Source organism: Pseudomonas sp. P2S-1 (genome assembly GCF_057197725.1).
This window is the reverse complement of record NZ_CM170068.1, coordinates 6,234,326-6,251,560: the sequence shown is the minus strand read 5'-3', so window position 1 is coordinate 6,251,560 and position 17,235 is coordinate 6,234,326. Positions and strand designations below refer to the sequence as shown.

The window sequence follows — 17,235 nt, the reverse complement described above, 5'->3', positions numbered from 1 at the left end:
GCCGCTCTGGCACGGGCGTTCCGCATTATCGACGGGAAATCGCGACGCATTTTCGCAGCGATTGTTACGGATTCTGCCAACAGTGTTTATCAAAACATCGACTGTTTCAGTTTGATGTCAGGCCCTAGAATTCACCTCGCCAGCAACGGCAACGAGATTAACTTCAGGTAACAGCCCCCACGAAGGCATGTTAATCCCGGGATAACTTTCCGCTTTTACTTTGCAGCAACGTAGCGCCACAAGCGCTACGCCCCCTTATTCGACCTTGAACAGGTGATTTTAAGATGAAAGCTTTACTGGTTTTGGTACTCGGCAGTGTTTGCGGTGCGGCCACGGCCGACGACCTGGCAAATAACGGCGCCGAGCAGATTCCGGTTGAACAGTACAGTTACTCGCAGCATCTGGATATCGCCAAAGTCCTCTCCATGAGCGAGATTCCAAACGTTTGCGAAGTCGTCCCGGCGCGTATGACCTACGAGGACTCGCAAGGCCGGAAGCACATTCTCGAATACCGTGTCATGGGTAACGGCTGCTCCAACGGCTAACTTTCTCTTCGTGGCTGTCGCGCCTCTTGATAGTTAACAAGAGGCGCCACGCCCGACATAATGTTCTCTTAACTTTCGAACTATTCAGCCGACTTGCCAACTGCATAATCCCGCAACTTGTTGGCAATGGTCGTATGGGAAACACCCAGCCGTTTTCCCAATGCCCGGCTGGTTGGATATTCGCCCTGCAAGGCTTCAAGTACCGCCTTCTCGAAACGCCCGACAATCTGTGCCAGATCGCCTTCCAGGGAGAACTCGCCCAGAGGCTGGCGCGCGCCGTAATCCGGCAGGCGGATATGCTCGGCCTTGACCACACCCCCATCGCACAACGACACCGCCTGGAACAGCACGTTTTCCAGTTGCCGCACGTTGCCCGGCCAGTGGTACTGGCTCAGGCGCTCCAGCGCTGCCGGCGCCAGGCGCGGTAGCGGGCAGCCGATCTGGCGGCTGGCCTGGTCGAGGAAATGCTCCACCAGTGGCGGCAGGCCATCGAGGCATTCGCGCAGCGGCGGGATATGCAGGGACAGCACGTTGAGGCGGTGGTACAGGTCCTGGCGGAATTCGCCACGGGCGCACAGCTCGGACAGGTCCACCTGGGTCGCACAGATCACCCGCACATCCAGATACACCTCTTCGTCGCTGCCGACCCGGCGGAAGCAGCCGTCCTGCAGGAAACGCAGCAGTTTCACCTGCAGGCGCGGGCTCATCTCGTCGACACCATCAAGGAACAGCGTACCGCCGGCAGTCAGCTCCAGCAGCCCCAGCTTACCCTCGGCGCGGGCGCCCTCGAAGGCTCCCGGCCCGTAACCAAAGAGTTCGGTCTCGGCCATCGACTCCGGCAGACCAGCACAATTCAGCGCCATCAGCGGCGCCTGCCCGCGCGGGCTGGCCAGGTGGCAGGCGCGGGCCAGCAACTCCTTGCCGGTGCCGGTCTCGCCCTCGATCAGCAGCGGCGCATCCAGTGGCGCCATGCGCCGCGCCTCGCGGACCACTGCGGCCATCACCCGCGAACTCTGGAAGATGCTGTCGAAGCCGCGCAGCTCCTGCTTGCGCACGTTGTAGATGCGCTCACCGATACGATCGGCGCGGTGCAGGGTCAGCACGGCGCCGGCCAGGGCCTCGCTGTCGTCATGCTCGGATTGCAGCGGGGCGATATCGGCGAGGAACACATCATTCTTGACCTTCACCCGCAAGCCATTGATCCGCGCCTTGTTGGCCCGTACCAGCTCCGGCAGGTCAAAGTCCTCGGCGTAGCGCGACAGCGGAATCCCCGGCACCTCGTCGACCCGCACCCCGAGCAACTGGGCGGCGGCACGGTTGGCCGCGACAATCGAGCCGCCCATGTCGATGGACAACACCGGGAAATCCAGGGCACCGAGCAGCGCATTCAGCTCCATATGCCGCCGCTCGCTGGGCATCAGCCCGACCCGTTTGACCCCGAACACCCCGGTGATCGACTCGAACTTCGGTCGCAGCGCCTGGAACTGCAGGTTGATCAGGTTCGGGCAGTGCAGGTAGATGGCATTGCCGTGCTCCCCGCCCACCTCGCCGCGAGCGACGTTGATGCCGTACTCCACGAGCAGGTTGAGGATGTCCCGCAAAATGCCGATGCGGTTCTGGCAGTGCACTTTGATACGCATGAAAGGTCCTACAAAGAGGTGAGAGCGGCGAATTTTCTGTTGGCGCGCCGGAATTTTTGTAAATAATACGTTACAAAAACCGGCTTTCCCAGCGCTTCGCGAGGGCGGATTTGCGCGACAGGGTCTTTTTCGTAAAGTCTGCGTTACAAAAACCACCCACCTCACCCCTCTTCCACCCCCGCCACCCAGCTGCAATTCCCGGTGTCAGGGGCTATCTCTAAGGGCATGGCGCAAGCCGCACACAACAATAAAAGCCCTCAGCAGGAGAGCAGCATGAAACAGACGCAGTACGTGGCCCGCGAGCCCGATGCGAACGGTTTTATCGATTACCCGCCGCAGGAACATGCGGTGTGGAACACCCTGATCACCCGTCAGTTGAAAGTGATCGAGGGCCGCGCGTGCCAGGAATACCTGGACGGCATCGAACAGCTCAACCTGCCCCACGACCGCATTCCGCAACTCTCGGAAATCAACGCAGTGCTGGGCGCCACCACCGGCTGGCAAGTCGCCCGGGTGCCGGCGCTGATTCCCTTCCAGACCTTTTTCGAACTGCTGGCGAGCAAGCGCTTCCCGGTCGCTACCTTCATTCGTACCGAAGAAGAGCTGGATTACCTGCAGGAACCGGACATCTTCCACGAGATCTTCGGCCACTGTCCGCTGCTGACCAACCCCTGGTTCGCCGAATTCACCCACACCTATGGCAAGCTCGGCCTGGCCGCGACCAAGGAACAGCGCGTGTACCTGGCGCGCCTGTACTGGATGACCATCGAGTTTGGCCTGATGGATACCCCGCAAGGCCGGCGTATCTATGGCGGGGGCATCCTGTCGTCGCCGAAGGAGACCGTCTACAGTCTCTCCGACGCGCCCGAGCACCAGCCGTTCGACCCGCTGGAAGCCATGCGCACGCCGTACCGCATCGACATCCTGCAACCGGTGTACTTCGCCCTGCCGAACCTCAAGCGCCTGTTCGACCTGGCCCACGAAGACATCATGGGCATGGTCGAGCACGCCATGCAGCTTGGCCTGCACGCCCCCAAGTTTCCACCCAAGGCGGCCTGAGCCGCCCTGTACTCCTATAACAATCCATCTGGAAAGCCATTACCTATGAACGCCTTGTCCCAAGCCCACTGCGAAGCCTGCCGCGCCGATGCGCCGAAAGTCAGCGACGAAGAACTGCCGGAACTGATCCGCATGATTCCTGACTGGAACATCGAAGTCCGCGACTCGATCATGCAGTTGGAGAAAGTCTTCCTGTTCAAGAACTTCAAGCACGCCCTGGCCTTCACCAACGCCGTCGGCGAGATCTCCGAAGCCGAAGGCCATCACCCGGGCCTGCTGACCGAATGGGGCAAGGTCACCGTGACCTGGTGGAGCCACTCGATCAAAGGCCTGCACCGCAACGACTTCATCATGGCAGCGCGCACCGACGAGGTCGCCAAGACTGCCGAAGGGCGCAAGTGATGCATTTCCAGGCCATCACCCGGGTTCCGGGTGATCCCATCCTCGGGTTGATGGAGGCCTATGCCAAGGATCCGAATCCGGCGAAATTCGACCTGGGCGTCGGCGTATTCAAGGACGCCCAGGGCCTGACGCCGGTGCCCCAGGCGGTGAAGATCGCCGAGCAACGCCTGGTGGAGCGTCAAGCGAGCAAGAGTTATGTCGGCGGCCATGGCGATGCCGCCTTTGGCCGCCTGCTGTGCGAGCTGGTGCTGGGCGAGGTATCGCCGCTTGCCGGGGCTACCCAGACCCCGGGCGGCACCGGCGCCCTGCGCCTGGCCGCCGAGTTTATCCAGCGCTGCCTGCCGGGGCGCGGGATCTGGCTGAGCAATCCGACCTGGCCGATCCACGAGACCATCTTCGCCGGCGCCGGGCTCAAGGTCGGGCATTACCCCTATGTCGGCGCGGACAACCGCCTCGATGTGGCGGGTATGCTTGCCGCCCTGGAAACCGCGCCGCAAGGCGATATCGTCCTGCTCCACGCCTGCTGCCATAACCCGACCGGCTTCGACCTGTCGCGGGATGACTGGGGCAAGGTGCTGGAGGTGGTGAAGCGGCGTTCGTTGCTGCCGCTGATCGACTTCGCCTACCAGGGCTTTGGTGACGGGCTGGACGAGGACGCCTGGGCGGTGCGCCTGTTTGCCGCCGAAGTGCCCGAGTTGCTGATCACCAGTTCATGCTCGAAGAACTTCGGCCTGTATCGCGAGCGTACCGGCGCCCTGCTGGTGCGCTGTGCCGATGCGGAAAAGCTGCTGGATGTGCGTAGCCAACTGGCGTTTATCGCGCGGAACCTGTGGTCGACGCCGCCGGATCATGGCGCGGCGGTGGTGGCGGAGATTCTTGGAGATCCCGAGCTGAAGAGCTTGTGGATCGGCGAGGTCGAGGCCATGCGCCAGCGGATTGCGCGGTTGCGCAGCGGGTTGGTGGAGGCCTTGGCGCCCCATGGGTTGAGCGAGCGATTTGCACATATTGCCGAGCAGCGTGGGATGTTTTCCTACACCGGGTTGTCGCCGGCGCAGGTCGCGGCGCTGCGCGAGCGGCATAGCGTGTATATGGTCGGGACCGGGCGGGCCAATGTGGCAGGGGCGGATGAAGCCCGGCTGGATACGTTGGCTGCGGCTATTGCCGACGTCTGTCGCTGAATCTTCACTGCTGCTGATGGCCTCATCGCCGGGAACGCCGGCTCCCACAATTATCGGCGGCGTACGCGAAACCTGTGGGAGCCGGCGTTGCCGGCGATGAGGCCCTCAAGACCCGCTAATGTTGTAAATTTCCTACCAATCAGCAGGAAAAACTCAATCTGTCATCCAGACTGCTGTATCCTGCCCCCGGCTTCACCGGAGCCATACGCGCTTTTGGCGTGAACTTCCCACCTACGACCACCTTGCGAGGAACGACGAGATGCACGAAATCCCGAATCTTCCCTTCCCAAGCCTGAATCATGTCGAGCAGAAGCCGGCCCCCATCAACGCTGAGCCCGCCCAGTCGGCGGATCAACAAGGCGATGAATCGCCAAGCGCCGACCAGGAATAAACGCGCACTACAGGGAGTGTGAAAACCTTGGTTGTCCAACCGGTTTTCACACACTCAAGCCCCCTTCTCGCTTCACCCCCTTCAGTAATCCACCTTTCCGCGCCCGGCCTTGATCACGCCGCGCTTGCTCTTGCCTTCCAGACGGCGGGTTTTCGAGCCCAGGGTCGGCTTGGTCGGACGGCGTTTCTTTTCCACTTTCACGGCTGACAGGATCAGTTCGCGCAGGCGCTCGAGAGCGTCCGTGCGGTTCTGTTCCTGGGTGCGGTATTGCTGGGCCTTGATGATGACCACACCGTCGCGGGTGATGCGGCTGTCGCTGAGCTGCAGCAGGCGCTCCTTGTAGAACGGCGGCAGGGAAGAAGCCTGGCTGTCGAAGCGCAGGTGCACGGCACTGGAAACCTTGTTGACGTTCTGCCCACCGGCGCCTTGGGCGCGGATGGCGTTCAATTCGATTTCTTCGTCGGGGATGTGGACGGTGTTGGAGAGTTGGAGCATTCGGAGGGGACCGGGATAAAGAGGCAGTCAGGATACCCGGTGTTGTCTGGATTGGGGCCGCTTTGCGGCCCTTCGCGGGCAAGCCACGCTCCTACAGATGGATGCGGTCGTCTGTAGGAGCGTGGCTTGCCCGCGAAGGACCGCAAAGCGGTCCCGGATGTTTACTTGGCCAAAGCAGCCCCAGCCGCCACCCGCTTGCTCTTGAGCTGGTAGCAGACCCACATCACCCCGAGCCAGACCGGCATGGCATACACCGACACCTGGATCCCCGGGATCATCAGCATGATGCCGAGGATGAACACCACCCAGGCCAGGCAGAAGTAGTTGCCGAACGGATACCATAGCGCCTTGAACAGCGGCTTCTGCCCGGTACGGTCCAGATGCTGGCGGAATTTCAGGTGCGAGTAGCTGATCATCGCCCAGTTGATCACCAGGGTCGCGACCACCAGCGACATCAGCAGCTCCAGGGCATTCTGCGGCATGAAGTAGTTGAGCAATACCGCCACGAGAGTCACCGCCGCCGAGACCAGGATCGACCGCACCGGCACGCCGCGCTTGTCGATCTTCGCCAGGCTGGCCGGGGCATCACCCTGCTCGGCCATGCCGTAGAGCATGCGGGCGTTGCAGTAAGTGCCGCTGTTGTACACCGACAGCGCCGCGGTCAGGACCACGAAGTTGAGGATGTGCGCCGCCACATCGCTGCCCAGCATCGAGAACACATGGACGAACGGGCTGCCGCTATAGGAGCCGCCGGCCGCGTCGATATTGGCCACCAGGCTGTTCCATGGGGTCAGCGAGAGCAGGACCACCAGGGCACCGATATAGAAAATCAGGATGCGGTAGATGACCTGGTTGATCGCTTTCGGGATCACGGTCTTCGGCTTGTCCGCTTCAGCTGCGGTGAAACCGAGCATTTCCAGGCCGCCGAAGGAGAACATGATGATCGCCAGGGCCATGACCAGGCCGCTCACGCCATTGGGGAAGAAGCCGCCGTGTTCCCACAGGTTGCCGATCGAGGCTTCCGGACCACCGCTGCCACTGACCAGCAGGTAGCTGCCGAGGCCGATCATGCCGACGATGGCCAGGACCTTGATGATCGCGAACCAGAACTCGGCCTCGCCGAACACCTTGACGTTGGCCAGGTTGATCGCGTTGATCAGGATGAAGAACGCCGCCGCCGAAGCCCAGGTCGGGATCTCCGGCCACCAGTAGTGGATGTACTTACCGACCGCGGTCAGTTCCGACATGCCCACCAGGATGTACAGCATCCAGCAGTTCCAGCCCGACAGGAAGCCGGCGAAACCGCCCCAGTACTTGTGCGCGAAATGGCTAAAGGAGCCGGCCACCGGCTCTTCGACGATCATCTCGCCGAGCTGGCGCATGATCATGAAGGCGATGAAGCCGCAGATGGCGTAGCCGAGAATCATCGACGGACCGGCCGATTTCATCACCCCGGCCGAGCCGAGGAACAGGCCGGTACCGATGGCGCCACCGAGGGCGATCAGCTGGATATGGCGATTCTTCAGGCCGCGCTTGAGCTCACCTGAATGCGGAGTTGTTCCACTCATGAACGAAGTCACCTGTTGTTTTTATCTGTGACGGGATCGGACCCGCCTCGCTCGTGGCGCGGCGGAATGGGCAAGGTGGTTACCTTGGGCCGGACGCGGCGGTTTCCGCGGACAAGCCCGGAAGATCAGCCTGGCGTCAGCCAGAATGCGCGGTACGCAGAAGGGTCACAGGTAAAACGCGGCGCACTGTATACCCTTGCATTGACGCAGGGGTCAACACACCGCGTAACGTTTTGATAACGGCACGCAGCGTTCCCGCGGGAGAAATGAAGCCTGGGGGAGTGAATGGCGTACATCGCGCCCTCCGTTTTTGTTCTGTTTTCTGTCCCGCTCTGCGGCGGGTCAGGCACTTGGCTGTCGGCGACATCAAGCCCGGTTTGCGGGGGGTTGGGCAAGGTGTTGACGTAAGCGTAAAGGGGAATTCGGGAGGGATTGCGGCAAGGAATGTTTACAGGTTTTGGCGGGGGCTGGATTGGGTGGGGAAAGGGACGTCTGTCGTAAGGATTTTTTTACAAGGTGGTTCAAATTGTTTCCAGGGGAGCTGCAAGCTTTAAGCTCCAAGCTACAAGAAAAAGCCGCGTCGCTTCGATCTGCTCTTTCTTGTCGCTTACAGCTTGAAGCTTGAAGCCAAAAAAAAGCCAACCCGAAGGCTGGCTCTTTGTACAACGGGGCCCTTACTCGGACCGAGGCTTGCCGCGACCCGTACCCGGCCCGGAACGCTTCGGCGCCCCCGCCGGCTTGCGCCGCACATCGCTCGGACGCTCGGCCACGGTGGTGCGGCCTTTGCGCGGAGCCTCTTCACGCGGCTTGCGTGACGGACGCTCGGAGGTTGCACCCTCCGCAGCCGGACGCAAGGTCCGCACGCGCTCGCCACGCCCCACCGGCTTGCTGGATTTACGCTGCATGCGCTCCAGCTTGTCCTTGGTCTTGGCGTTCATCGCCGGCATCGCTACCGGGGTCAGGCCCACTTCCGCCGCCAGGATGTCGATCTCGCCCTGGCTCATTTCGCGCCAGCGGCCCATCGGCAGGTCGGAGTTGAGGAACACCGGACCGAAACGCACGCGCTTCAGGCGGCTGACCACCAGGCCCTGGGATTCCCACAGGCGGCGAACCTCACGGTTGCGGCCTTCCATCACCACGCAGTGGTACCAGTGGTTGAAGCCCACACCGCCCGGCGCTACCTGGATATCAGTGAAGCGCGCCGGACCGTCTTCCAGCACCACGCCTTCTTTCAGGCGGGCGATCATGTCGTCGTCGACTTCACCGCGCACACGTACCGCGTACTCACGGTCCATCTCGAAGGACGGGTGCATCAGGCGGTTGGCCAGCTCACCATCGGTGGTGAACAGCAGCAGGCCGGTGGTGTTGATGTCGAGGCGGCCGACGTTGATCCAGCGCCCCTCTTTCGGACGCGGCAGGCGGTCGAACACGGTCGGACGGCCTTCCGGGTCGTCACGGGTGCAGATCTCGCCGTCGGGCTTGTTGTACATGATCACGCGGCGCACGGACTCGGCGCTTTCTTCACGCTTGATCAGGCGACCGTCGACGGAAATCGCGTCGTGCAGGTCGACACGCTGGCCAAGGGTCGCGGCCACGCCGTTGACCTTGATGCGGCCTTCGCCGATCCAGGCCTCGACGTCGCGGCGCGAGCCAACGCCAATGCGCGCGAGTACTTTTTGCAGTTTTTCCCCGGCCGGACGTGGCGGGCTGTCTTGCAGGTCTTGTTCACTCATCTGGGCACCTCCCGGTGTAAAAAGTCGAATCTGGGTTTCTGGTGCAGCGGGCACCAAAAAGGCCGCGAATCATACGCTGATCGCGGCGCAAACGCACCAGAGAGTAGACCGATATCGTGTAGCGCGCCGGGCTTTGCGCCCGGCGGTGAGTCAATCCTTGGGTTGTTCCGGATCCGCCTCGACCGGCTCGGCCTCGTCACCGGCTTCGGGGAGGTCCCGCAGAATATCGTCGAAGTCGGTCTTCAGGCCTTCTTCCATGGCATCCAGCTCCGTCAGCAAGGTACGGAAACTGGTTTCCTCGGCCGGCGGCTGCTCGTCCGGATCGGCGCTGGCGTCGGCCATGGCTTGCAGATGGGCCGGGACCGGCAGGTCGTCGAGGTCCACCGGCGGCAGCGGCGAGGGCTCCATTTCGCGCAGTTCGGCCAACGGCGGCAACTCGTCGAGGCTTTTCAGGTTGAAGTGGTCGAGGAACGCCTTGGTGGTCGCGAACATCGCCGGGCGCCCGGGTACCTCGCGGTAGCCGACGATCCGCACCCACTCGCGCTCGAGCAGGGTCTTGACGATGTTGCTGTTGACCGCCACGCCGCGCACATCCTCGATCTCGCCACGGGTGATGGGCTGGCGGTAGGCGATCAGCGCCAGGGTTTCCAGCAAGGCGCGGGAATAGCGCTGCGGGCGTTCTTCCCACAGGCGGCCGACCCAGGGGGCGTAGTCCTCGCGGATCTGCAGGCGATAGCCGGAGGCCACTTCCTTGAGTTCGAAGGCCCGGCCCTCGCAAGACTCGCGGAGCAGTTCCAGGGCTTCCTTGAACACCTCGGGCTCGGGACGCTCGGTTTCTTCGAACAGCTCGAACAGGCGCTCCAGGGATTGCGCTTTGCCAGAGGCCAACAGGAAGGCTTCCAGCAGCGGCGCCAGGTCGTGGGGGTCAGTCAGGTTCATTGGGGTGCTCGTGGATTACTCTGCCCGGGCCCGGACATGGATCGGCGCAAAGGGCTCATTCTGCACCAGTTCGACCAGTTGTTCCTTGACCAGCTCGAGAATCGCCATGAAGGTCACCACCACGCCGAGCTTGCCCTCCTCGGCCTTGAACAGCTCGCCGAAGGCCACGAAGCCGGCGCCGCGCAGGCGCTCCAGCACTTCGCTCATGCGCTCGCGGGTGGACAGCGCCTCGCGGCTGACCTGGTGGCTCTCGAACAGGTCGCTGCGCCGCAGCACTTCGGCCATGGACATCAGCACTTCCTCGATGATCACTTCCGGCAGCAGCTTGCGCGCCTTGGCCTGGGGGGCCTCCAGACGCGGCACGATGACGTCGCGGCCGACCCGGCTGAGCTGGTCGATATCCTCGGCGGCAGCCTTGAAGCGCTCGTATTCCTGCAGGCGGCGGATCAGTTCGGCGCGCGGGTCGTCCTCCTCTTCCTCGGCAGTCTCGGCCCGGGGCAGGAGCATGCGCGACTTGATCTCGGCGAGCATGGCGGCCATCACCAGGTATTCGGCGGCCAACTCCAGGCGCACGGTCTTCATCAGCTCGACGTAGCCCATGTATTGGCGGGTGATTTCCGCCACGGGGATATCGAGGATGTCGACGTTTTGCTTGCGGATCAGGTAGAGCAGCAGGTCCAGCGGGCCTTCGAAGGCCTCGAGGAAGACTTCCAGGGCGTCCGGCGGGATGTACAGGTCCACCGGCATTTCGGTCAGGGCCTGGCCGTAGACCATCACCAGCGGCAGTTCCTGCTGGGCGCCAGCCTGGGGATCGACGGGCGCCTCGACGGTTTCGACCGCGCTCACGCTTCGACCATGAACGGGGTCGGGTCACCGCAGCCGACCCGCACCACTTCTGGCTCGCCGTCGGCCAGGTTGATCACGGTGGAGGCCTTCAGGCCGCCGAAACCGCCATCGATGATCAGGTCGACGTGATGCTCCAGGGCCTGGCGCATTTCGTAGGGATCGGTCATCGGCTCTTCGTCGCCAGGCAGGATCAGGCTCACGCTCATCAGCGGCTCGCCCAGTTCTTCGAGCAGGGCCAGGGTGATCGGGTGATCCGGGACGCGCAGGCCGATGGTGCGGCGCTTTTCGTGCATCAGCAGGCGCGGCACTTCGCGGGTGGCATTGAGAATGAAGGTGTAGGGCCCCGGCACATGGGCCTTGAGCAGGCGGAAAATGCCGGTGTCGGTCTTGGCGAACAGCCCCAGTTGCGACATATCGCAGCAGATCAGGGTGAAGTTATGGTTCTTGTCCAGTTGGCGCAGGCGGCGTACCCGCTCGATGGCGCCCTTGTCGCCGATCTGGCAACCCATGGCGTAGGACGAGTCGGTGGGAAACACCACCACCCCGCCCTTGCGGATGATCTCCACCGCCTGCTTGATCAGGCGCAGCTGTGGATTCTCCGGGTGTATCTGGAAAAATTGACTCACGTTGTCTTCCTGTTCAGGCGTCCGCGGATGGCTGCTCATGTTTGAATCGACGCCACAGAGGTGGCAGATCCTCCGGCAAAGGCCGGTAGACACCGATTTCCGACCAGGTGCCCGGGCCATGGAAGTCGCTGCCGGCACTGGCCAGCAGACCGAACTCGCGGGTCAGGATGGACAAGGTGCCGACCTGTTCCGCCGGCTGCATACCGTTGACCACCTCCAGAGCCTGGCCCCCCGCTTGAATATAGTCGGCAATCAGGCGACGGCGCTTGCTGCGGGTGAGTTCGTAATGCATCGGATGGGCCAGGCTGACCCAGGCGCCGGACTTGCGCAGGGTCTCTACGGTGTCGTCGAGGGTCGGCCAGTGCAGCTTGACGTCGCCCAGCTTGCCGGCACCGAGCCACTTGCGGAAGGCTTCGGCGCGATCCTTGACGTGGCCGGCCTGGATCAGGAAATCGGCGAAATGCGGACGGGCCGGCGCATTGCCGCTGTCGCCCAGGGCCTGCTGGATCGCCCGCGCGCCTTCCAGCGCGTCCGGCATGCCCTTGGCCGCTAGGCGTCGGGAGATTTCCTCGGCCCGCAGCCAGCGGCCGCGGTGCAGGGACTCTACCGCTTCGAGCAAGGGCGGCGCATCCAGCGGGAAGCCATAGCCCAGCACATGAATGGTGGCGCCCGACCAGGTGCACGACAGTTCGATGCCGCTGACCCACTGCATGCCCCGCTCACGCATGGCCTGGCGGGCCTCGAGCTGGCCTTCGAGGGTGTCGTGGTCGGTGAGCGCCATCACCCGTACGCCCTGCTCATAGGCGCGGGCGACCAGTTCGGTGGGGGTCAGCGAGCCGTCCGACGCGGTGCTGTGGCAGTGCAGATCAACATTCATGGGGTGAAGCTTTTCCTCTCATTGAGGTTTGTTATTATGCCGGGACATCCCGCTCCTGGCTGCTACCGTGAAACAATTCATCGATTTCATCCCGCTGTTGCTGTTTTTCATCGTCTACAAGATCGAACCGCGCCTGGTCGAGATCGCCGGTCAGAGCTTCAACCTGGGCGGCATCTACAGTGCCACCGCGGTGCTGATCATCAGCTCGCTGGTGGTCTACGGTGCGCTGTTCATCCGCCAGCGCCGCCTGGAAAAAGGCCAGTTGCTGACCCTGGTGGCCTGCCTGGTGTTTGGCGGCCTGACCCTGGCCTTCCACAGTGAAACCTTCCTCAAGTGGAAGGCGCCGGTGGTCAACTGGCTGTTCGCCCTGGCCTTCCTCGGCAGCCACTTCATCGGCGACAAGGTGCTGATCAAGCGCATCATGGGCCATGCCCTGACTCTGCCGGACACTGTCTGGAGCCGCCTGAACGTGGCCTGGATCGCGTTTTTCCTGTTCTGCGGCGCGGCCAACCTGTTCGTCGCGTTCACCTTCCAGGACTACTGGGTCGACTTCAAGGTGTTCGGCAGCCTGGGCATGACCGTGCTGTTCCTGGTCGCCCAGGGCGTCTACCTGTCCCGGCACCTGCACGACAGTGATCCCACCACTCCCAAACCCGAGGAATGACATGCTCTACGCCATCATCGCCACCGATGTCGCCAACTCCCTGGATGCCCGCCTGGCTGCCCGCCCGGCGCACCTGGAGCGCCTGCAGCAAATGAAGGCCGAAGGCCGCATCGTCCTCGCCGGCCCGCACCCGGCCATCGACAGCAACGACCCGGGCGCCGCCGGTTTCAGCGGCAGCCTGATCGTCGCCGAGTTCGACTCGCTGGAGGCCGCCAAGGCCTGGGCCGATGCCGACCCGTACATTGCCGCCGGCGTCTACGCCAACGTCATCGTCAAACCGTTCAAGCAAGTCCTGCCGTAATGCATTGGCGCGCCGCCCGGCGGCGGCGCGCCATCCAGGCTTTAAATCCCTCCCGTTGCTCATTATTCTCATCGCCCTGCCGACAACGTCCTGAACATTCGTCTTGAATTACAGGAGTTAAAATGCGTCAAGGTCCGTTGTCCCTGCTGCTGTGCCTGTTGTTGCTGAGCCCCATGGCCAAGGCCGAAGAATCCACCCCGCTGTCGCTGAGCGCCGGCAGCCAGATCACCGAATTGCAGCAGCGCCTGCAGGAAAGCGAACGCCAGCGCGAAGCCCTGGCCCAGCAACTGCAGAACGCCGACAACGAACGCGAAAGCGCACAACTGGGCCGCCTGCGCCAGGAAAACCAGCGCCTGAAGCTGGCGCTCAAGGAAGCCCAGGCCAGTGTCAGCCCACGCCTGCTGAGCGATCAGCAGCAATGGTTCGTCACCGGCGGCGGAGTCGCCCTGATCGCCGTGCTTTGCGGTATCTTTGCCAGTGGCAGCCACAGACGGCGCAAGCAATGGTTGAACTGAGTAAGAAATGAGCGAACTGCTACTGATTGACGATGACCAGGAACTCTGCGAACTGCTTGCCCACTGGCTGGGCCAGGAGGGGTTCCAGGTCCGCGCCTGCCACGACGGCCTGAGCGCCCGCAAGGCCCTGGCCGAGCAGGCCCCCGCTGCCGTGGTGCTGGACGTGATGCTGCCCGACGGCAGCGGCCTGGAGCTGCTCAAGCAGTTGCGCAACGACCACGCCGAGTTGCCGGTATTGATGCTGTCTGCCCGCGGCGAGCCGCTAGACCGCATCCTCGGCCTGGAACTGGGCGCCGACGACTACCTGGCCAAGCCCTGCGACCCCCGCGAGCTCACCGCCCGCCTGCGCGCCGTGCTGCGCCGCAGCCACGCCCCGGCGGCACCGACCCAGGTGGAGCTGGGCGACCTCAGCTTCAGCCCGGCCCGCGGCGTGGTCGAGATCGACGAGCGCGAGCTGACCCTGACCCTGTCCGAAAGCCGCATCCTCGAAGCCCTGCTGCGCCAGCCCGGCGAACCGCTGGACAAGCAGGAGCTGGCGCAGATCGCCCTGGGCCGCAAGCTGACCCTGTACGACCGCAGCCTGGACATGCACGTCAGCAACCTGCGCAAGAAGATCGGCCCCCATGCCGACGGCCGGCCGCGCATCGTCGCGCTGCGCAGCCGCGGGTACTACTACAGCCTGTAAGCGCTTTGTCAGCACGGTCACCGAGCCTCTTTACCCAAGCTTTACCGATGGCTGACCGCCGCTGACCTTGATCTCCCTAAACTGGCCACATCCGGTAACGACCGGCCTTCAGAAAGGAGATACACCATGCGCAAGACCCTTATCGCCCTGATGTTCGCTGCCGCCCTGCCGACCGTCGCCATGGCCATGCCGGACGCCGGCCCGGGTCCTGACCACGGCCCACGCTTCAGCGAACACCACCGCGGTGGCGACCCGCTGGCCAAGCTGGACCTGACCCGCGAACAGCGCCAGCAGATCGGCAAGCTGATGGGCCAGGAAATGAAAGACCGTCGCGACGTCACCCGCAAATACCTGGACAAACTGCCTGCCGCTGAGCAGAAGGCGATGAAAGACGAACTGAAAGCCAAGCAGGACAAGAACCAGGCCGATATCCGCGCCCTGCTCAAGCCTGAACAGCAGAAGCAGTTCGACGAAATGAAGAAAAAACGCGAGGAACGCCGTGCCGAATGGCAAGAGTTCCAGGCCTGGAAAGCCGAACATGGCAAAAAGGCCCAATAATCCATGAACCCCGCCCGGCCTGCGCACGCAGGCCGGGCTTTTCCTGTTTGAGGAACTGCCCTTGCGCTCACTGTTCTGGCGTATCCTGGCCAGCTTCTGGCTGGCCATCGCCCTGGTCGCCGGCCTGTCGATCCTGCTTGGGCACATGCTCAACCAGGACAACTGGATCCTCAGCCGCCATCCGGGCCTCAACACCCTGGCGAAGAACTGGACCGAGCGCTACGAGACCCTGGGTCCGCAAGCGGCGCAAAAGTACCTGGAACAGCGCAAGCGGCGTTACCACATCGATACCCAGGTGCTCAACGAAGCCGGTGACTCCGTGGTGCCCGGGACCTTCCCGCGCCGTGCGGCGGACTTCGAAGCCCGTCAGGGCAACGATCACCGGCCGCTGCCCTGGCGCCGCCTGACCGAGGAATACACCAGCCCCGGCAGCGGCGAGACCTACCTGCTGATCTACCGCATCCCGCACCCGGAACTGGACGCCTGGCACCGCGACAGCCTGATCTGGCCGCTCAGCGCCCTGGGGATCGCCCTGGTGGTGCTGACCCTGTTCAGCCTGCTGGTGACACTGTCCATCACCCGCCCGCTCAGTCGCCTGCGCGGCGCGGTGCATGACCTTGGCCAGGCCAGCTACCAACAGAACAGCCTGGCCCGCCTGGCCGCGCGCCGGGATGAATTCGGTGTGCTGGCCAATGATTTCAACCGCATGGGCTCGCGCCTGCAGAGCCTGATCGGCAGCCAGCGGCAACTCTTGCGTGATGTGTCTCACGAACTGCGCTCCCCCTTGGCCCGTCTTCGTATCGCCCTCGCTCTGGCCGAGCGCGCCGAACCGGAGCAGCGCGATACCTACTGGCCACGCCTGACCCGCGAATGCGACCGCCTGGAAGCGCTGATCAGCGAGATCCTCGTGCTGGCCCGGGTCGATGCCGAGCAGGCGCATGCCGAGCCCGTGGATGTGAATGCGGTGGTCAACGGGGTGTGCAAGGACGCACAACTGGGTGCGCCGGAGCAGTTGATCAAGCTGGAGGAAATGCCGGGGCTGAGCCTGCAGGGCTGGCCGACCCTGGTGGAGCGGGCGCTGGACAACCTGCTGCGCAATGCGCTGCGTTTCAATCCCGAGGGTGAACCGATCGAGGTAGTGGCGCAGCGGGATGGCGAAAGGATCGTGCTCAGCGTGCGTGACCACGGGCCGGGCGTGGCACCGGAGCATCTGGAGCAGTTGGGCGAGCCGTTCTTCCGCGCGCCGGGGCAGACGGCGGCAGGGCATGGGCTGGGATTGGCGATCGCGCGCAAGGCGGCGGAGCGGCATGGCGGGGTGTTGCAGTTGGACAATCATCCGCAGGGTGGGTTTGTGGCTACCCTGGTGCTACCGGTCCAGGGGAGTGTCAGTGGTTAATACTGGGAGGCTGATGGCCTCATCGCTGGCAAGCCAGCTCCCACAGGGTCAGCACAAGTCTCGAGGCCTGTGCTGTACCTGTGGGAGCTGGCTTGCCAGCGATAGGGCCATCAGCCCCACTGAAGATTTCAGCCCCAGGCGCTGACAAAATCCTCGGTCTTCAGCACCGGCGCCGTACGCGGCTCACCCATCGGCGTGCCCAGGTACAGGAAGCCGATCAGCTCCTCACCTTCTTCCAGCCCCAGCCCCTTGGCCACATGGGCCGAATAGGCCATCTCGCCAGTACGCCACACCGCACCAATCCCCTGGGCATGCGCCGCCAGCAAAATCCCGTGGGCCGCACAACCCGCGGCCAGCACCTGCTCCGACACCGGCACCTTGAAATGCTCGCGAGTCCGGGCAATCACCAGCACCAGCAGCGGCGCACGCAACGGCATGGCCCGGGCCTTGTCCAGCGCGGCCTGGTCGGCATCGCCCTTCTGTGCCACCACTTCGGCGAACAGCTCACCCAGCCGGTTGCGCCCTTCACCTTCGACGGTGATGAAGCGCCATGGCCGCAGTTGCCCATGATCCGGCGCGCGCAAGGCCGCCTGGAACAGGCCCTCGCGCTGCGCGGCATTGGGCGCAGGCTCGGTCAGGCGCGGAACGGATACACGGTTGAGCAAAGCGTCGAGAGCCTCCATCGGCTACCCTCCAGTGGAAAAATGAACGACCATTCTAGGGTGCTCTTCGGCAAAGCGCACAGCGCCGTTTACTTAACAGCGCCGTTTACTTAAAAAGGGTCGCAGGTAGAATGGCGCCCTTCCGTTTCGAGTCA

The 17,235-nt window shown here is 63.4% G+C and carries 20 protein-coding genes; 11 read left to right on the top strand and 9 right to left on the bottom strand.

Annotated features, from left to right (window positions below; translation table 11 throughout):
- Positions 1-284: 284 nt before the first annotated feature.
- Positions 285-545: a DUF2790 domain-containing protein gene (locus tag AC2CQI_RS28150; RefSeq protein WP_484578536.1), complete on the top strand. Its 261-nt coding sequence runs from the start codon at positions 285-287 to the stop codon at positions 543-545.
- Between the two features lie 80 nt (positions 546-625).
- Here the strand turns inward: AC2CQI_RS28150 and AC2CQI_RS28145 are convergent, their stop codons facing one another.
- Positions 626-2,185 carry a sigma-54-dependent transcriptional regulator gene (locus AC2CQI_RS28145; protein WP_075802769.1) on the bottom strand — a complete coding sequence of 520 codons (1,560 nt, stop codon included), beginning with the start codon at positions 2,183-2,185 and terminating at the stop codon, positions 626-628.
- A gap of 273 nt (positions 2,186-2,458) precedes the next feature.
- Here AC2CQI_RS28145 and phhA point away from each other — a divergent pair, with 273 nt between their 5' ends.
- From phhA to AC2CQI_RS28125, 4 genes are all read left to right on the top strand, one after another.
- On the top strand, positions 2,459-3,244 hold the full coding sequence (gene phhA / locus AC2CQI_RS28140; protein ID WP_075802770.1) for a phenylalanine 4-monooxygenase: 786 nt from the start codon (positions 2,459-2,461) through the stop codon (positions 3,242-3,244).
- 45 nt (positions 3,245-3,289) lie between these two features.
- Complete coding sequence (locus AC2CQI_RS28135) at positions 3,290-3,646, top strand: 4a-hydroxytetrahydrobiopterin dehydratase (RefSeq protein ID WP_009405104.1); 357 nt, start codon at positions 3,290-3,292, stop codon at positions 3,644-3,646.
- On the top strand, positions 3,646-4,824 hold the full coding sequence (locus tag AC2CQI_RS28130; RefSeq protein WP_484578535.1) for an amino acid aminotransferase: 1,179 nt from the start codon (positions 3,646-3,648) through the stop codon (positions 4,822-4,824). The genes AC2CQI_RS28135 and AC2CQI_RS28130 overlap by 1 nt, the downstream gene beginning before the upstream one ends.
- A gap of 259 nt (positions 4,825-5,083) precedes the next feature.
- Complete coding sequence (locus AC2CQI_RS28125; RefSeq protein WP_256721153.1) at positions 5,084-5,215, top strand: hypothetical protein; 132 nt, start codon at positions 5,084-5,086, stop codon at positions 5,213-5,215.
- Positions 5,216-5,296: 81 nt separating this feature from the next.
- On the opposite strand, the gene arfB is transcribed toward AC2CQI_RS28125, so the two are convergent.
- The 7 genes from arfB to AC2CQI_RS28090 all read right to left on the bottom strand — a co-directional run bounded on the left by arfB (position 5,297) and on the right by AC2CQI_RS28090 (position 12,299).
- A complete protein-coding gene (gene arfB / locus AC2CQI_RS28120) occupies positions 5,297-5,710 on the bottom strand; it encodes an alternative ribosome rescue aminoacyl-tRNA hydrolase ArfB (protein WP_484578534.1) in 414 nt (137 codons plus the stop codon).
- A gap of 161 nt (positions 5,711-5,871) precedes the next feature.
- A complete protein-coding gene (locus AC2CQI_RS28115; RefSeq protein ID WP_075804236.1) occupies positions 5,872-7,278 on the bottom strand; it encodes an amino acid permease in 1,407 nt (468 codons plus the stop codon).
- 674 nt (positions 7,279-7,952) lie between these two features.
- A complete protein-coding gene (rluB, locus tag AC2CQI_RS28110) occupies positions 7,953-9,011 on the bottom strand; it encodes a 23S rRNA pseudouridine(2605) synthase RluB (RefSeq protein WP_484578533.1) in 1,059 nt (352 codons plus the stop codon).
- A gap of 150 nt (positions 9,012-9,161) precedes the next feature.
- Entirely contained in the window at positions 9,162-9,950 is a 789-nt protein-coding gene (scpB, locus tag AC2CQI_RS28105) for an SMC-Scp complex subunit ScpB (protein WP_484578532.1), read from the bottom strand.
- A 15-nt stretch (positions 9,951-9,965) separates the two neighbouring features.
- The gene (locus tag AC2CQI_RS28100) at positions 9,966-10,664 is read right to left on the bottom strand and encodes a segregation and condensation protein A (RefSeq protein ID WP_178392016.1); all 699 of its coding nucleotides are present in this window, start codon (positions 10,662-10,664) and stop codon (positions 9,966-9,968) included.
- A gap of 128 nt (positions 10,665-10,792) precedes the next feature.
- Entirely contained in the window at positions 10,793-11,422 is a 630-nt protein-coding gene (locus tag AC2CQI_RS28095) for an L-threonylcarbamoyladenylate synthase (protein WP_086937240.1), read from the bottom strand.
- Positions 11,423-11,435: 13 nt separating this feature from the next.
- Complete coding sequence (locus AC2CQI_RS28090) at positions 11,436-12,299, bottom strand: PHP domain-containing protein (RefSeq protein WP_484578531.1); 864 nt, start codon at positions 12,297-12,299, stop codon at positions 11,436-11,438.
- 67 nt (positions 12,300-12,366) lie between these two features.
- On the opposite strand from AC2CQI_RS28090, the gene AC2CQI_RS28085 reads away from it, so the two are divergent.
- The 6 genes from AC2CQI_RS28085 to AC2CQI_RS28060 all read left to right on the top strand — a co-directional run bounded on the left by AC2CQI_RS28085 (position 12,367) and on the right by AC2CQI_RS28060 (position 16,418).
- Positions 12,367-12,963, top strand: coding sequence for a septation protein A (locus AC2CQI_RS28085; RefSeq protein ID WP_484578530.1), 597 nt, complete (start codon positions 12,367-12,369; stop codon positions 12,961-12,963).
- Between the two features lies 1 nt (position 12,964).
- Positions 12,965-13,264, top strand: coding sequence for a YciI family protein (locus tag AC2CQI_RS28080; protein ID WP_075804243.1), 300 nt, complete (start codon positions 12,965-12,967; stop codon positions 13,262-13,264).
- Between the two features lie 122 nt (positions 13,265-13,386).
- On the top strand, positions 13,387-13,779 hold the full coding sequence (locus tag AC2CQI_RS28075; protein ID WP_075804244.1) for an SH3 domain-containing protein: 393 nt from the start codon (positions 13,387-13,389) through the stop codon (positions 13,777-13,779).
- Positions 13,780-13,786: 7 nt separating this feature from the next.
- Positions 13,787-14,464, top strand: a complete 678-nt coding sequence (locus tag AC2CQI_RS28070; RefSeq protein ID WP_075804245.1) for a response regulator transcription factor — start codon at positions 13,787-13,789, stop codon at positions 14,462-14,464.
- Between the two features lie 126 nt (positions 14,465-14,590).
- The gene (locus AC2CQI_RS28065; RefSeq protein WP_484578529.1) at positions 14,591-15,022 is read left to right on the top strand and encodes a Spy/CpxP family protein refolding chaperone; all 432 of its coding nucleotides are present in this window, start codon (positions 14,591-14,593) and stop codon (positions 15,020-15,022) included.
- Positions 15,023-15,077: 55 nt separating this feature from the next.
- Positions 15,078-16,418, top strand: coding sequence for a sensor histidine kinase (locus AC2CQI_RS28060; protein ID WP_484580675.1), 1,341 nt, complete (start codon positions 15,078-15,080; stop codon positions 16,416-16,418).
- A 128-nt stretch (positions 16,419-16,546) separates the two neighbouring features.
- Here the strand turns inward: AC2CQI_RS28060 and AC2CQI_RS28055 are convergent, their stop codons facing one another.
- A complete protein-coding gene (locus tag AC2CQI_RS28055) occupies positions 16,547-17,101 on the bottom strand; it encodes an NAD(P)H nitroreductase (protein WP_484578528.1) in 555 nt (184 codons plus the stop codon).
- Positions 17,102-17,235 lie beyond the last annotated feature (134 nt).